The sequence below is a fragment of the Paenibacillus baekrokdamisoli genome (genome assembly GCF_003945345.1).
Classification (GTDB): domain Bacteria; phylum Bacillota; class Bacilli; order Paenibacillales; family Paenibacillaceae; genus Paenibacillus_Z; species Paenibacillus_Z baekrokdamisoli.
Window position 1 is genome coordinate 4,555,051 of record NZ_AP019308.1, and the last position, 14,475, is coordinate 4,569,525.

A 14,475-nucleotide genomic window follows, 5' to 3' on the forward strand; every position below is an offset into this window, starting at 1 on the left:
CGTTATGACAAAATTACATTCGATTCTAAACAAACAAATTTCCACTTGGAGCGTTCTCTATATGAAGCTTCACAACTTTCACTGGTATGTGAAGGGTAATCAATTTTTCACCCTGCATGTGAAATTCCAAGAGCTGTATGAAGAATCAACCCTTCATCTGGATGATTTGGCTGAGCGCTTGCTTGCGTTGGAAGGGAAACCTGTCGCTTCATTGAGCGAACATCTGGAGCTCTCCAGCGTTAAGGAAGCAACAGGTAAGGAAACACCTGAACAAATGGTGGATACTCTTATTGCAGACTTCACCACTGTGGCTAGCGAGCTCAAAGAAGGTATGGACGAAGCGCAGAAAAAAGGCGATGAAACGACTGGTGACATGCTGCTTGCCATTCACAAATCGCTTGAGAAACATATCTGGATGCTTAAAGCGTTTAATGGCCGTTAAGTTAAACCCCATTAAGCTTTCCTATTTGTACATCAAAGAGGTCATTCTTAGCCGTATCGGGCTGAGAATGACCTCTTTTAGCATCTAAATCATTAACCATGTGAAAAAAGCTGGCGATACTCCCGAGGGGATAGGCCTTCATATTTGGAAAAGCAGGATGTGAAATAGGCGGCTTGATTAAAGCCGACCTCTTCCGCAATCCTTGCTATTGGACGATCCGTTTGCAGTAGACTTAGCTTGGCCTACTCCAATCTGTAATGAAGCAAATATTGCATGGGTGAGCAGCCATATTCCTTTTGCATACATCGTGCGATGTAAACAGGATGAAAGTTCATACTTTCGCTAAGTGCTCGCGCTGTAATCTCTCCCTGAAAATGCTTCCTTAAGTACGCTGCTGCTTGATTGGCACATGCCGAGCTAGGCGTCGAGCTGTCTACCTCACTGGAAGCCACTGTCTGGTTTTAAAATTAATGCGCAGCCTCCAGGCACCTCATACTCTCTATTCTCTTCCCCCAAAAACAAGCAGCCCTCTTGAACAACAAGCAGATCGAATACTTGTATATGATGACGACTGACATGTCTTGTACCAACTGCATTATTCGTAAAGCCGCTCGAGATATAGTACGGCAGAGGGGGTACTGTAAATTGCAGCAAATACATAGCGATGCCCCTTCAAGAGTTATGGTTGGAAAATTGAAAGAATCCGTTCAAATTCTAATAGATGAAAACCAGTATACCATCTATAATTTGAACAGACTACATATTCCAGGGTCACATGAACTGGAGCCGCCACATTTGGCAGGAGGTAACCGATAATCGTGAAGAACCGTTCCAATCTTGATAAGTTTTCGTTATGGCTGCTCGCATGGCCCATCTTTATTGAAGTCTTCCTTCAGACTCTGCTTGGCACTGTCGACACGCTCATGGTTAGCCGTATATCTGATGATGCCGTAGCCGTCGTTGGTTTCTCTAATCAGCTGTTCAATGCTTTAACAACCTTATTTATAACTATCGCTGGTGGTGCCGGCATTCTTATTGCGCAAAAGCTCGGCTCCAAACGCACCGAGGACGCTCGAACAATAGCTGTTATAGCCGTTAAAGCCAGCGGGATGATCGGCCTGTTGATTAGTATCGTGCTTTATCTTCAGCCTCATTTCATTGCAAGATTGCTTAACCTGCCGGAGCATCTACTGCCTCTCTCCGATACGTATATATCAATCGCCGGTGGCGGCATGGTCCTCTCTGCGCTTATGGCAGCGCTTAGTACCGTTATTCGTAATACGGGGAATACGAGAGGTCCCATGTACACAGCCGTTGGGATTAATATCATTCACGTGCTGCTCAACTACGGTTTTATTTTCGGTGCATTTGGCTTTCCGCAATGGGGGCTCACCGGGGTATCAATCTCCACCTTGGTCAGTCGTCTTCTTGCGGTCCTTCTGTTGTTCTATATGTTCATCCATTCCTTTGAACGCAAGGTTGGATTGGCAGATATTCGGCTCAAAGACAGCAAGCTGTTCAAAGAGGTGCTGCGTATTGGCTGGCCGCTTGGCGTCAATATGTCCTGCTGGGTATTCTCTCAGCTCGTTATCTATACGTTTCTGGCCACGCTTGGAACGAAGGAGCTTGCTGCACGAACGTATATGAATACGCTGGAATCGTTCTGCTTCATGCTTGGCTATGCTTTTGCGCTGGCTGCTCAAATTCAAATTGCCCATCTTTATGGTGCCAAGCGAACGAAAGAAGCTTATAAAAGTGCATACAAGGCGCTTTATGTTGGACTTATCGTCGTTTCCTTCAATGCCTTGCTTCTTTACCTGCTGGGTAAGCGACTTCTTGGCTTGTTTACCGATGATAAAGAAATTATCGCAATGGGAATCTCCCTGCTCGCATTGAACTTCCTCCTCCAGCCTGGCAAAATGATCAATATGGCTTTGGGTAATGCGCTGAATGCCGTCGGAGATACTCGCTATATGATGGTAATCTCGATAGCATCCATGGGAATCGTTGCGACAGGCTGCTCGTATTTGTTCGGTATCCACCTTGGCTGGGGACTGATCGGGATTTACTGCTGTATGATCGCAGATGAGTATGTACGGGGCTTCCTCGTTTTCATTAGGTGGCGGGACCGGAAGGTTTTGCGAAAGATAGAAGCTTCGCAGGGTGATTCGCTTTCGGGGCAACAAGTTCACGCTGTGCGAGGGGTTCGTTTGGAGGCATAAGTTACGGAACAACAAAAAGAGAAACTCGCCCTTGATTGAGCGAGTTCCTCTTTTTGTTATGACTAGTTAATCTGAAGCAGCGGAGCGAGCAGAATCGTTCTGGAGAAACGAAGTGTTCGCCTTTGCAGCCGGATTCTTACCTATTTATGTTTCATACAATCAAAGAATCTGGCTGCAACAGCGATCGGAGGAATGATCTGCTCGCGCAGCGATAGCCATTCCATTTATATAGGCCGCCATACAAAGATTGGCCTTTCCTTGTTAGCGATTACTTCTCTTACTTCTTCTTACTCGCTGCGATTTGCTCGGCAAGCTCATTCAAGAATGCCCAACGATCCATGTAATGCTCCAGCTTCGCTTCAAGTTCCTGCTGCTCTTTAATAATCTGCTGAAGCAGCATGGAATCGCTGTTGGCTGCTTCCATTCGCTGATGAAGCAATTGCAAAGCCTCTTCTGCCTTAGCGATATCTTCATCAATCGTATCGAATTCCTTTTGCTCCTTGTAGGTCATCTTCATCGAGCGGGCTGGCTCAGCCCCACTGGAGCTTACAGCATCATTTTGCGCATCAACGGTCGTGCTTGCCTTACGCTCTGTACCGCTGCTCGAATTAGCTGTGTTGTTCGCACGTGCTGCGGCTGTCCCGCCATTATCAGCCGAGCGTAAGCCATATGCTGCGACATACGCTTCATAGTCAGAGAAGTTGCCGACATGCTGGGTAATAACGCCATCGCCTTCAAAAGCAAGGATGCGGTCCATCGTCCGGTCCAAGAAGTAGCGATCATGGGATACCACGAATACAACGCCGGGAAAATCATCTAAGTAATCCTCAAGCACAGTCAGTGTCGTAATATCGAGATCATTCGTCGGCTCATCGAGCAGCAGGACATTGGGGGCTTCCATTAGGACGCGCAGCAGCTGAAGACGCCGCTTCTCGCCGCCTGATAGCTTCGCGATCGGTGTCCATTGCTGCGTTGGCGGGAACAGGAATCGTTCAAGCATCTGCGATGCGGTGATCGTTGTTCCATCCCCAGTCGTCACACGCTCAGCACTCTCGCGGATATAGTCGATAACACGAAGGTTATCGTCCATTTCCTCTCTCTCCTGAGAGAACACACCTAGCTTTACGGTAAAGCCAAGCGATACTTCTCCTGAATCAGGCAAGAGCTTGCCTGCAATCAGCTTAAGCAGAGTTGACTTACCCAGTCCATTGCGACCAACGATACCGACGCGATCTTCAGGAACCGCAATATAACTAAAGTCACGAATGACGGTCCGACCCTCAAAGGATTTGTTCAAGCCTTCTATTTCAACGATTTTCTTGCCTAATCGGGATGAAGCTACTGAGACATCCAGCTTGCCCCCAGCTTTCTCAGGTGCACTTGCCTTGAGCGCTTCGAAGCGTTGAATCCGTGCCTGCTGTTTCGTTGAACGGGCCTTGGCCCCGCGCCGCATCCAAGCCAGCTCATTGCGCAGCAGATTCTTGCGCTTGGATTCCGAAGCTGCTTCTCGTTCCTCGCGGTCAAGCTTCAGTTCAAGAAACTGACTGTAGTTGGCCGTGTAGAAATGCGCACGACCGCGATCGAGCTCCAGCGTTCGATTGCTGACACGATCCAGGAAATACCGATCATGCGTAATCATAAGCAATGCGCCTTTACGCTTCTGCAGCATCTGCTCCAGCCACGCAACCGATTCATTATCAATATGGTTGGTAGGCTCATCAAGCAGCAGGACATCGGACGGTTGAATCAGCGCTGCCGCCATCGCAACCCGCTTGCGCTGTCCGCCGGATAAGGTACCCAGCTTATCATCAAACCTGGCAATGCCAAGCTTCATCAGAGCCGTCTTCGCTTCGCTCTCTAAGCCCCATGCTTCCAGCTCATCCATCTGCTGGTTAGCACGAACTAATTGATCCTGCATGCCGGTATCATCCGGGAGCAGTTCAAGCGCCTTAAGCGCCTCTGCATAGGCGCGGACTGCGCGCATATGGGCGGACTCTCCGCTTAATACATGCTCAAGCACCGTCATTTCCGGATCGAACTGCGGGTTCTGCGAGAGCATCTGCACAGTCACTCCCCCTACAACAAGAATAGAGCCCGAATCAGGGGGCTCTATTCCTGCAACAACGTTCAAGAACGTCGATTTACCGGTTCCGTTCACACCGATAATCCCGATTTTGTCGCCCATCTCTACGCCGAACGACACGTCCTCGAACAATACTTTCTCACCGTAACTCTTTGAAATATGATCAACCGTTAATACGTGCATGTCTATTCCCGCCTAACTTTAGTAAATCTCAGAACACCCTTGATGATGATCGGCGCTCTTACCTCTACTAACTTTAAACGATAAGCTAAGCTTCAATCAAATCTTTCTTTCTAAAAGCTTCAATGGATTGCTCTGCACGAGCTGCAATTGCCGCCATTGTGCGAACCGCTTCAACGGGATAAATGCCCGATGCCGTCTCACCGGAAAGCATAACGGCGTCCGAGCCGTCCCAGATTGCGTTAGCAACATCGCAGGTCTCAGCGCGTGTCGGCCGCGGCTGGCTTTGCATGGATTCCAGCATTTGTGTCGCAGTAACGACGAATTTACCAGCCTGATTACAAGCTGCAATCATCACCTTTTGAGCATAGGGTACGTCTTCAAGAGGGATCTCAACACCCAAGTCACCACGAGCAACCATGATGCTGTCAGATGCTTCAATTATGGCTTCAAGCTCGTCCAAGCCTTCTTGATTCTCGATCTTCGACATGATCTGAGTGCTGCCAGCCCCTAGCTCTGTTAACAGTTGTCTCACTTCACGTACATCCTCAGCACGACGAACGAATGACATCGCGATCATCTCGACGCCCATTTCTACGCCAAACTTGATATGCAGCTTATCCTTCTCCGTTACACCTGGCAGACTAGTCTGTATACCCGGCAGATTAACACCTTTACGCGATTTGATGATGCCGCCGTTTTTAATGACACAAACCACATCGGAACCCTCAATACGAACGACCTGCAGTTCGATCAATCCATCATCGATCATGATCCGCGAACCCACGCTAACATCCTGCGCCAAGTCATAAGAAACGGAGATCCTTTTCTCTGTACCGATGATTTGTTCCGTCGTCAAAGTAAGAAATTCACCACTTTGAAGCAAGTAAGAAGGCGCCTCAAGAAGCCCTGTCCGAATCTCCGGTCCTTTAATATCAAGCATGATCGCTACCGGTACATTCAGCTTGCTTGCCACTTGACGAACATTCACGATACGCTCGCGGTGATCATCTAGTACGCCATGTGCAAGATTCAATCTCGCTATATTCATTCCTGCACGAATCATCTCTTCCAAAGTTTCCAAAGACATACATGCCGGTCCCATTGTACAAACGATTGAAGTCTTTTTCATGTCCGTCCACTCCCTACGCTGATTACTTCCTACTTCTTATTCTAGAAGAAGGTTTGCAGAAGAGCGATGTACTATAGTACAGTAATTGTACTATAGTACGATAAGAACGGTGTGTGTGACATGTTTAACATTTTTGACATCCGCCTAGAACGCGGAATCCTCACCCAAGAAAGCCGAATATTAGGGGCAGACTGTTATTCGCTCATCTGGGTTCGATTCGGTCAATGTGTGTTTACCTTCAGGGGCAAAACAATCATCTGCCGCAAGAATGAGCTTCTTCTTATTCCAGCAGGCATTCCCGCGGCAGAGCTTCGAGGAACGGGCGGCATTCGCGAGAGCATGATGGTCCGCTTCAGCCCAAACGGCGCATTCACCACAGGATCTCTTCCTATATTAGCGCGAACCGAGCCCTTACGCTGGATGACACATATGCCCGAACTCCTGCTCGAGAAGCTTCTCGTCATCGTTGAGCAGTGGACGGAGCGCGACCGCTATTTCTCCGTGATGTGCGCTGCGCTGCTCACCGAGCTCATTGTAACGATCAACCGCGAGGTAGATGAGGGGGAAAAGGCGCCTTCCTCCATTCAACACATCGAGCGTATGAAACGATACATTGAGGATCAGTACCGCAGCAAGATTACCAAAGTCGAGATGGGTACGTGCATCGGTGTCAGTCCTAATTATGCAGCAGCGCTTTTTCGTAAAGTAACGGGGCTGACCATCAGCGAATATGTCCACCTCAAACGGATGAAGACTGCGCATTATATGCTTCAGCATTCTCAGCTGACGGTGCAGGATATATCGGACCATCTTGGCTACAGCGATCCTTCCTATTTCAATCGTGTATTCAAGCGAATTGTCGGCAAGCTTCCTTCTGAGGTCAGTGCGGAGCGAACGATCCGGGAGTAGCGCAGCATAGAAGTCCGCTGCGCTGACGGATCGTTCTTACGATTGCTGTTGTCTCCCTATTTCTTGATTCTATCCCTTAGGGGTAGAAATAAGGAGACAAAGGCGAACGCTATCGCTTCTTCAGAACGATTCCGTCCGCTTTGCTAGGCTAATCTTGATGGCAGGCGCTGATTATAAATTAGAGTCAAAATATAAATATTTTTCCGTGAACCAAACCTCCTCCTCCGCCATCTAATCCATAGAAACAAACCTAAACCAAGCAAATAACGCAGCCAGTCATATATCGTCACACATTTTAGATTTTAATCCGATAATACATATGGGAGGAAATTTCCATCTGTATTATTACATAGGAATGACCTCTAATTGACGAGAAGGGTTTGTATTTTTCATGGGAAGTATTCAACGTACGTTAGCGTGTCTGATTCTAGTCTCGATGCTATTCGGAGTAACAGTCTCTGCCCAGCCAAATAAACAGGATAATTCTGTAGAAACAGAGTGGGAAGGGTTGTACAATCAAACGTCCGATCTCAAGGGGCATTGGGCGGAACAGTTGTTTCAATGGGCAATCATGCAACGTATTATCGACGGGTATCCGGACGGGACCTTCAAACCGAACAAGTCAGTGGGTGAGGCGGAATTTCTAAAAGCCTTATACAGAGCCTTCGGTGCAGCTCTGCCAAATAGTGCAACTTATAGTTGGACTGACGGTCCATACAGACTAGCAAAATATTGGAATCATCCCACGCTTGGTTCTAGTAAGCCCGAGCTGCGGTTAGCGCCAATCACTCGCGGAAGGGCGGCCGAAATAATTACTGCCGCGCAAGGCGTTCATTACGAAGGTCGCGATGCCATTGTGTATCTGGTCGGAAATGGACTGACGAATGGCAAGATGGCGACATTGGAGGGATTTAGAGCAAATGATGAGTTAACTCGTGGAGAGGCGATCCAATGGATTCGGCAGCTTACCCTCAAGGGGATGATGGAGATAAAGGAACGGCCTGTAGCACTATCTGATCGCAGCCTGCTTCCAGTTTCACCTAGTGTGACAGCTGAAAGGCTGCCCGAATTCAGTACAGAACCTGTTACTAAAGACGATTTCAATCTTATAGGGATAACCCCCCCCTATGGCCTTGAAGCTAGGCGATTCCAAAGAGTCGATTGATGGTTTATTTGGTGTATCTGATAACACGGATGTCTTTAATATGAATATGTACCCGTTGTTTTCTGTGCATTATAATGAAAAGGGATTACTCGATGCCTGGAAAATGGATATCGACTCAAATACGGCAGAAGCAAATCCTTTATTTATAACGAATAAGGGTATCGTACTTGGTAAAAGTACATTATTCGATGTCCTGCAGCAATACGGAACCGTGGGTTATGAAGGTGATGGTATGGCGAATTATTTATATGAGAAGACCACCTATGGAAGTTTTCGCTCACCGACCTCGATGTCCTCATATTTCCAAATTAAAGCCCCTGAAAAAGTATTTGTGATTTCGTTTCTGTTTGATAAGACAACCCTAAAGGTCACCTATATCAATGTTTCCTGGCTCCCGTATGCACGCGGTGACGTTGATTAACGAATTTCAATTACATGCAGGCGGCAGTCTCAGTGCTAGATCCGGAATATTTACTAAGTTATACTCCTTATCCTGCTTATCTCTATGGGCACAAGAAAGAAGTCCTAAGCAGCATATCATTCATGCTCAGGACTTCTTTCTGTTTCTCTCTATGTTTATGGCTTCGTTGTAACTTCAACCGTTCTCGCACCCGTATTCCAGGTCACTCCAATTCCGAGTAAATCACCAATATCCTTAACAGGGATATAGAGGGCGTTGTTGATCGTCGCAGGCGCAAAGGTTAAAGGTATTTGTTTGCCTCCCACAACTGCATAAGAAGCCCCTTCGCTAAGCGCAAATATCCGATCGCCATACGTTACCGTTGTCTGTTTGTTCTGCTTGTTATAGTTGACTTTGGCCCCTATCGCTTCCGTCAGGAAACGTAGTGGAACGAACATCCGGTTAGCACTCGTCATCATGCTCGGCTCGAATTGACGCACTTTTCCATCTATCGTTAGTTTGGCTGAAGCCTTACTGAATGCCCCCGAGTCTGCGCCTATTGGTTTGCGAAGCTCTGCCGGAACATCGAATGCATACACCTTACCTTCCGCTTGCGCGAGCAGTGTATTTCCTACTATCTGGAAAGCTCCATAATTTCGAGCTGCTGTCTTATATCGGAACAACGGCTTGCCTGTCGTCACATTGAAGGCGAATATATCACCGTCTGTCTGTCCCACATACATACCCGAATTGATAATATCCATGCGGCTGACCGGATTATCCAAACCCGCGTAACCCACGTCAGTATTATCGCCTATTTTGCGCCCATGAATGCCCATATTTTCCTCGTCTTTAAAGAACATTTTTCCGTTATACGGGCCGGCAATCCACTTGCCTGAATCATAGATAAGTGTTGGCTTGATTACTGATATATCCGCATCAAAATTAGTCTTATAGATGCCCGCGCCTCCAACTACAGCATACACATCATTCTGATCCATGATCACCCGCTCTGGGTACTGATACATCGGGTCTTTGCCTTCTTCCAGTGGGAAAAAGGACTTGCTGGCCGTAATCTTACCTGTAGTCAGATCCACTACGTCGATGTCGACAAAGTATTTGCTTGTATCATTTTTTGGCCAGTCGTCTAGAAAATAGAGTTTATTCCCATCTACCTTGAGCGGACCTGTATGGCTTCCTTGCAGTCTCCATAGAGTTTTCCCTGTAGCAGCGTCGATCGCGTAGAAGGTGTTGACCGTTATAGCACCAGATTCCACTGCGCCGACAAGCAGAGTATGACCTACTCGCTGAGGCATCTGGGGAAAGCTTAATCCAGCTGTACGCCAGTTTTCTTTACCTGTGGATGAATGAATAGAGATCAGTCCTGCTGCACTAGAGAGATAAATAGCGGTTCCATCTACTGACAAGTCCAAGATTGCCGATTGTCCCTGCTGAGGTTTAGCCTTCACTTGGTAAATACGCGTTCCCTTGCCTGTCGCAGCAGCCACCCGATAGATGCTGCCATCCGCTGTGTACGCATATAAGAAATCCCCATACAGATGCACGGAGTTCGTCTGCAGCTTACTTCCGTAAGACCATAAGGTTGTTCCCGACGTTACGCTTTTCGCTATTAGTACGCCATCCTTTACATAGAACAAGCTGCTATTTCCAGTCACAACATTCGGCACTAGACTTAATTCATTGAGAGGCTTGCCGATATCAGTTGTCCACCTAGGCTTGGCCAAAGGAACATTACTCTCCCCACTAAAGGATAACCCCTCGTAGCTTGTATTTGAGTTATTTTGTGCCATAACTTGTTGACCCGAACCTATAATAATCGATAGAATGACCCCTGCACTAAGCAGGCTAATCGCCGTTTTCTTCCAATTTCCCATTAGAAGCTCCTCCTATCTATTTGGATATCATCTGCATTCCTCTTGACGTGTCCATGTCGGGAAAGGTTTCATCCAAAACGAAGGCATCCCTTCTCTGTTACCCAAAGTCCAAATGCTGGTAAACATAACATTATTCAATAAAAAAAGCGCCAATCGGCGCTTTCTTCATTCCTGCTAATGTTCATAGTGTTCAAATCCATTTCGGACGGGGCGCCTCAAACTCCACTCTGTCACCTCGGGTAGTAGAGATTGGAATAGCGATCATCCGCATGGCATCCATCGGACGAAGCATGGCCTTTAGCTCAAATGGAAATCTCGAGTCCCGCTTCAGCCAATCATCGATATCCTCCGGCTCTAATATCGCAGGCATCCGCGTTTCATAAGGAGCAACCATCAAATTAGGCGCTGTCATCAGCATCGTGCAGGTGCGAACCTCCTCACCCGAAGCCGGCTTGAATACATCATAGAGCCCCGCGATCGCAAAGGTCCCGCTCCGCATCGATATCTTCACGCGGTGGGTCAATTTCCCCTCTGTTCTGGATAAGTAGAAGCCGCTGCACGGAATGATGCATCGCTGTTTCTTCACAATTCGGTCGAAAATCGGCTTTTGCAGCAGCTCTGAGCTATCCATATGAACGGAATCCTTTGCCCAGAATGGGACTAGACCCCAACGATAATCATCCAGCGTCCGGTTGTTCTTCTCTTCGATAATGACGGAGATTGATTCTGTCGTATTCCTTTCATGACGATTAGAGGAGTAGGACAGCACTTGATTGATTTGAAACTTCTCGGTAAGCTCTGCAGTCTCTGCCACAATGGATATGGATTGGCACATCTTGATGAATCACCTCTTTAGTTAGTGGTTTTCATCTATTATTTGTCACCACATCCAAAAACATGTACCGTCCTGAACAAAAGATAGCTCATCATCCACCAGCAGTAATTTATACCTGAAAGCGCCTCCTTACTATGATAAAATCTAATGATATGCTAGCCTGTTGTGAAATCGCAAACAACTTTCTTTATAAGATGTGCTGTAAAGAAAACAAATATAAAGGTTCTATATAAGTTGAACTTAAGAAACGAACACTGAGCCGCTGCACAGATGGAATGTTCTTCCGATCGCTGTTGAGCCCGGATTTCTTGTTTTGTCCCCTGATAAGGGGGAAATCCGGTCTCAAAGGCGAACGCTGACGCTTCTCCAGAATCATCCATCTGCTCCGCTCACTTGTTATATCTCTAGTTCAACTTATATAGTCATAACAAATAGGAGGGTCTTGCATTGGGAGATCTGTTTGAGGTTGATGTGAAGAAAGAGCATGAATCTACGAGTAAAAATTTGCAGGAAACTGCTTTCGCGCGAGGTGTACGCCTTATGCCTTTCTCCTCTCTAGTTACCGAGAGCGAGACCCCTATCTATGTCAACCGTGCTCATGAATCCTTTGACCTGCTGATGCATTCCCATGATTTCATTGAGATTTGTTTAGTCGCTGAGGGCACTGGTGTTCATTATATTGGCAGCCAACAAATTCAAGTTGCCAGAGGTGATATGTTCTTTATTCCAATCGGAGTCTCTCATGTATTCCGCCCTCAGTCAACAACGAAAGGACGAACACTCATTATTTACAACTGCACGTTTAGAGAGGAACTGTTTCATAAGCTGCTTCAAGCTGTTCCGCTTGAGCCAGATATGATCCGCAGCCTAGCTGAATTAAATGAGCAGCAACGATGGTTGCATTTCCATGATCACAATGAGGAAGGACAATACCTATTCCGTAGGCTTCACTTGGAATTTACTACTCGCAGATCTGGTTTTGCGGCATCTCTATGCGCAAGCACCATTGAACTCCTTATTACCGTATTCCGGAGCCTAACCCCTCAGGAACCAAAAGACAACCATCTATCCGCTGCTTGGATGAATGAGCTGCTCGGTTATCTTCGCTCGAATTGTGCGATGGAGCTTCATGCAGGTCAAATTGCAGCACAGCTCGGAATAAGCGGCCGTCATTTCCAGCGAAGCTTCAAGAAACAGACCGGGATGACCTTCCTCGAATATATTCAGAATGCTCGGATTGACCAGAGCTGCCAGCTGCTCCTCAGCACGACGGATAAGATCACCCATATTGCAGCAATCGTCGGTTATCATGATATCAAATATTTTAATGCACTCTTCAAGAAAAAAACCGGAGTTACCCCCCGGCAATATCGTACGTATTCAGGTCCTGCTTAACTGCCAGTTTCCCCACCCCTGGAACTCATTCTATTACCATGAAGAAACGGCTAAAGCCTTCCTTGGCGGCGAAGCAAGTTTCTTCTCTCTGAAATTTAAGCAAAGTACAGAAAAAAGCAAGGCTCCGATCACTACAACCGGAGCCTTGCTTTCATTCTTTACGTATTTACCTATTCGATTATTTACCGTTTGCCGATCTCCACTCGTCGAATTGCTTTTGCGCTTCAGCAAGCACATCATCAAGGCCAGCATCTTTGAATTTCTTAATTGCCTTCGGAATGAACTCTGAAGGATCAACTGTACCCGTCATAATCGACGGATAAAACTCTTCTTTTACGTTGTTCAGGTTACCGATTTGTGAAGCGACCGGCGTTGTGTCGAACTTGAAGCCAAGCGTCGGTGCATTCGTAGCCGCGCTGTTGAATTTCTCGAATTCTTCCCATTTGTTAGCAGGGTCACTCGCTGATAAGTAAGTGAGCATAATGTTACCTAGTGAGAAACTTGGCATGTCGTAGCGCTCTTTTGCTGCAGGCAAATCTTCTTTTACGTTTTCAGAAAGCTTTTTGTAGTGTACGCCTTCGATACCGGAATCCACCATATTACGCACATACGGATCTGTGTTGAGCAGCTCCAAGAACTGCATAGCCTTCTTCTTATGAAGATCGTCTGCTTGCGCGTTGATACCGATCATGGAACCCGTTACGGACCAATTGAATACGATCGGCTCGCGAATCGGTTTCGATACGATCGGGTATCCAAGGCTCTCGCTCCATAGGATATCGGCAAGCGGCTGTGTATCCGCTTTGTCGACAAGCCATTTGCCTGTTTGCGCTGCGTCGCCACTTTGCAGGGTAGCAACATCTTTTGGCAAGTAACCTGCTTTATAATATTTATGAAGCGTCTGTAGATCACTCACAACCTCTGGATCTTCTAACATGTTTACGATTTTGTTGTCTGTCGAACCCAGCTTTACGCCAAGTGGCAAGCCTTCAATAATGTAATCGTACGGGAATGCTAATCCGAAATTTTTGTCGGCAGAAATGGGAGCATAGCCTTCTTTTTCTTTGACTACTTTAAGAAGCGGCTCTAAGTCTGCAAGTGTTTTGATGCTGCTGATGTCGAGCTTGTATTTATCAACCAGGTTTTTATTGAAGCGCCAAACTGGCTGTGCTGGAAGCTCTTTGTTAACTGGAATCGCATAGTTATGGCCGTTTACCTTCGAACCTTCAAGGAATGCCGGATTCAATGCTTTTTTGGTGCCTTGACCGTACTCTTCGATCAGCTGATCAAGCTCGGCGAAGACGCCTTTACGCACGTTTTGCACGTAGTCGAACGCCCAAGAGCAAGTAAAAGCAAGATCCCATGGGTCGCCGGATGCCGAAATGACCTGCATTTTTTGCGTATAATCGCCCCAGTCGATTTGTTTCATTTTGATGGTGGCGTTAATTTTTTCTTTTGTATATTTACTCAGCTCTTCCATAACCAAATCGGTATCCTTTTGCGGAGCGCCGATCGAATACCACATTAACTCAACCGTTTTCTCATTCTCCGTATCATCTTTTTTGGTGTCATTTACTTTTGCCTCATCTTTAGGTTTATCGTTGGTGCCTTGTGTGACGTCATTATTTTTGCTGCCACATGCGGAGAGTGACGTGGACAACATTAGCATGGCAACAAGCGCGAGTGATAAATTCTTTTTCTTCATCTCTAATATCCTCCCTTTATGTAACTAAAATGAGATCTGTATTATTAAATGCGATCAGCTGCAAGCATGCCGGCAAGCAACGAGCGTCTCGCATCAATAAACTTGCATCTGC

Annotated in this window: 12 protein-coding genes and 1 pseudogene; 6 read left to right on the plus strand and 7 right to left on the minus strand. The window is 46.8% G+C overall.

What is annotated here, in order from left to right; translation table 11 throughout:
• Positions 1–4: 4 nt before the first annotated feature.
• The gene (locus EKN16_RS20055) at positions 5–442 is read left to right on the plus strand and encodes a Dps family protein (protein WP_125661255.1); all 438 of its coding nucleotides are present in this window, start codon (positions 5–7) and stop codon (positions 440–442) included.
• Positions 443–534: 92 nt separating this feature from the next.
• Here EKN16_RS20055 and EKN16_RS33790 read toward each other — a convergent pair whose 3' ends face one another.
• Together EKN16_RS33790 and EKN16_RS33795 are read right to left on the minus strand one after the other, a co-directional pair.
• Entirely contained in the window at positions 535–669 is a 135-nt protein-coding gene (locus EKN16_RS33790; RefSeq protein WP_408636407.1) for an AraC family transcriptional regulator, read from the minus strand.
• A gap of 211 nt (positions 670–880) precedes the next feature.
• Positions 881–1,102 (minus strand): hypothetical protein, encoded by a 222-nt coding sequence (locus EKN16_RS33795; RefSeq protein ID WP_375782035.1) that lies wholly within the window; start codon positions 1,100–1,102, stop codon positions 881–883.
• A 158-nt stretch (positions 1,103–1,260) separates the two neighbouring features.
• On the opposite strand from EKN16_RS33795, the gene EKN16_RS20065 reads away from it, so the two are divergent.
• On the plus strand, positions 1,261–2,664 hold the full coding sequence (locus EKN16_RS20065; protein WP_375782034.1) for an MATE family efflux transporter: 1,404 nt from the start codon (positions 1,261–1,263) through the stop codon (positions 2,662–2,664).
• A gap of 277 nt (positions 2,665–2,941) precedes the next feature.
• On the opposite strand, the gene EKN16_RS20070 is transcribed toward EKN16_RS20065, so the two are convergent.
• Positions 2,942–4,930 carry an ABC-F family ATP-binding cassette domain-containing protein gene (locus EKN16_RS20070; RefSeq protein ID WP_125661258.1) on the minus strand — a complete coding sequence of 663 codons (1,989 nt, stop codon included), beginning with the start codon at positions 4,928–4,930 and terminating at the stop codon, positions 2,942–2,944.
• 112 nt (positions 4,931–5,042) lie between these two features.
• Positions 5,043–6,059: pseudogene (gene pyk / locus EKN16_RS20075) on the minus strand (pyruvate kinase); the annotation flags it as partial.
• Between the two features lie 120 nt (positions 6,060–6,179).
• On the opposite strand from pyk, the gene EKN16_RS20080 reads away from it, so the two are divergent.
• The 3 genes from EKN16_RS20080 to EKN16_RS20090 all read left to right on the plus strand — a co-directional run bounded on the left by EKN16_RS20080 (position 6,180) and on the right by EKN16_RS20090 (position 8,554).
• Complete coding sequence (locus EKN16_RS20080) at positions 6,180–6,968, plus strand: helix-turn-helix transcriptional regulator (protein ID WP_125661263.1); 789 nt, start codon at positions 6,180–6,182, stop codon at positions 6,966–6,968.
• Positions 6,969–7,359: 391 nt separating this feature from the next.
• Positions 7,360–8,133, plus strand: a complete 774-nt coding sequence (locus EKN16_RS20085; RefSeq protein ID WP_125661266.1) for an S-layer homology domain-containing protein — start codon at positions 7,360–7,362, stop codon at positions 8,131–8,133.
• Positions 8,096–8,554: a hypothetical protein gene (locus EKN16_RS20090; RefSeq protein ID WP_125661269.1), complete on the plus strand. Its 459-nt coding sequence runs from the start codon at positions 8,096–8,098 to the stop codon at positions 8,552–8,554. The genes EKN16_RS20085 and EKN16_RS20090 overlap by 38 nt, the downstream gene beginning before the upstream one ends.
• A 155-nt stretch (positions 8,555–8,709) precedes the next feature.
• Here the strand turns inward: EKN16_RS20090 and EKN16_RS20095 are convergent, their stop codons facing one another.
• Positions 8,710–10,428 carry a stalk domain-containing protein gene (locus tag EKN16_RS20095; RefSeq protein ID WP_125661272.1) on the minus strand — a complete coding sequence of 573 codons (1,719 nt, stop codon included), beginning with the start codon at positions 10,426–10,428 and terminating at the stop codon, positions 8,710–8,712.
• Between the two features lie 190 nt (positions 10,429–10,618).
• A complete protein-coding gene (locus EKN16_RS20100; RefSeq protein ID WP_125661275.1) occupies positions 10,619–11,263 on the minus strand; it encodes an SOS response-associated peptidase in 645 nt (214 codons plus the stop codon).
• Positions 11,264–11,710: 447 nt separating this feature from the next.
• On the opposite strand from EKN16_RS20100, the gene EKN16_RS20105 reads away from it, so the two are divergent.
• Entirely contained in the window at positions 11,711–12,658 is a 948-nt protein-coding gene (locus tag EKN16_RS20105; RefSeq protein ID WP_125661278.1) for an AraC family transcriptional regulator, read from the plus strand.
• A gap of 178 nt (positions 12,659–12,836) precedes the next feature.
• On the opposite strand, the gene EKN16_RS20110 is transcribed toward EKN16_RS20105, so the two are convergent.
• Positions 12,837–14,363 (minus strand): ABC transporter substrate-binding protein, encoded by a 1,527-nt coding sequence (locus EKN16_RS20110; RefSeq protein WP_125661281.1) that lies wholly within the window; start codon positions 14,361–14,363, stop codon positions 12,837–12,839.
• Between the last annotated feature and the right edge of the window lie 112 nt (positions 14,364–14,475).

Bases quoted from the DNA above. Each gene is read 5' to 3' on its own strand.
- EKN16_RS20055 (WP_125661255.1), top strand. From the start codon at position 5: ATGACAAAATTACATTCGATTCTAAACAAACAAATTTCCACTTGGAGC.
- EKN16_RS33795 (WP_375782035.1), bottom strand. From the start codon at position 1,102: ATGTATTTGCTGCAATTTACAGTACCCCCTCTGCCGTACTATATCTCG.
- EKN16_RS20070 (WP_125661258.1), bottom strand. From the start codon at position 4,930: ATGCACGTATTAACGGTTGATCATATTTCAAAGAGTTACGGTGAGAAA.
- EKN16_RS20080 (WP_125661263.1), top strand. From the start codon at position 6,180: ATGTTTAACATTTTTGACATCCGCCTAGAACGCGGAATCCTCACCCAA.
- EKN16_RS20085 (WP_125661266.1), top strand. From the start codon at position 7,360: ATGGGAAGTATTCAACGTACGTTAGCGTGTCTGATTCTAGTCTCGATG.
- EKN16_RS20090 (WP_125661269.1), top strand. From the start codon at position 8,096: ATGGCCTTGAAGCTAGGCGATTCCAAAGAGTCGATTGATGGTTTATTT.
- EKN16_RS20095 (WP_125661272.1), bottom strand. From the start codon at position 10,428: ATGGGAAATTGGAAGAAAACGGCGATTAGCCTGCTTAGTGCAGGGGTC.
- EKN16_RS20100 (WP_125661275.1), bottom strand. From the start codon at position 11,263: ATGTGCCAATCCATATCCATTGTGGCAGAGACTGCAGAGCTTACCGAG.
- EKN16_RS20110 (WP_125661281.1), bottom strand. From the start codon at position 14,363: ATGAAGAAAAAGAATTTATCACTCGCGCTTGTTGCCATGCTAATGTTG.